Here is a 336-nt window from a genome sequence, read left to right on the forward strand (position 1 = left end):
GTGCAATATGACTGCGTAATTCGTGGAAGCTGGACACGCGTTTCGCGTGAAGGTGGACAGCGGTTTCGCGCGAAGCTGGACGTTCGGAGCGCAGCGACGCGGGGGTTTCGATATTTACTCTGACTGCTGGTTTTCGGTCAAACTCTTTTTGCGTTTTCGCATCGAATCACCGCTGAGATTGATGCGATAGGTGTTGTGCACGAGCCGGTCGAGAATGGCATCGGCGAGCGTCGGATCGCCGAGCGCGGCATGCCAGCTATCAACTGGAATCTGGCTGGTTACCAGGGTTGAGCGGTGGCCGTGGCGATCATCGAGGATCTCAAGCAGGTCACGCCG

1 protein-coding gene is annotated in these 336 nt (G+C 57.4%); it reads right to left on the bottom strand.

Features of this window, described 5'->3' with window-relative positions; all coding sequences use genetic code 11:
• Window positions 1-114: 114 nt before the first annotated feature.
• A partial coding sequence (locus tag SB771_RS33770; RefSeq protein WP_410721887.1) for an ATP-binding protein occupies window positions 115-336 on the bottom strand: 222 nt, incomplete at its 5' end.

The sequence above is a fragment of the Burkholderia sp. SIMBA_051 genome (assembly GCF_046534915.1).
Taxonomy (GTDB): Bacteria; Pseudomonadota; Gammaproteobacteria; order Burkholderiales; family Burkholderiaceae; genus Burkholderia; species Burkholderia ambifaria.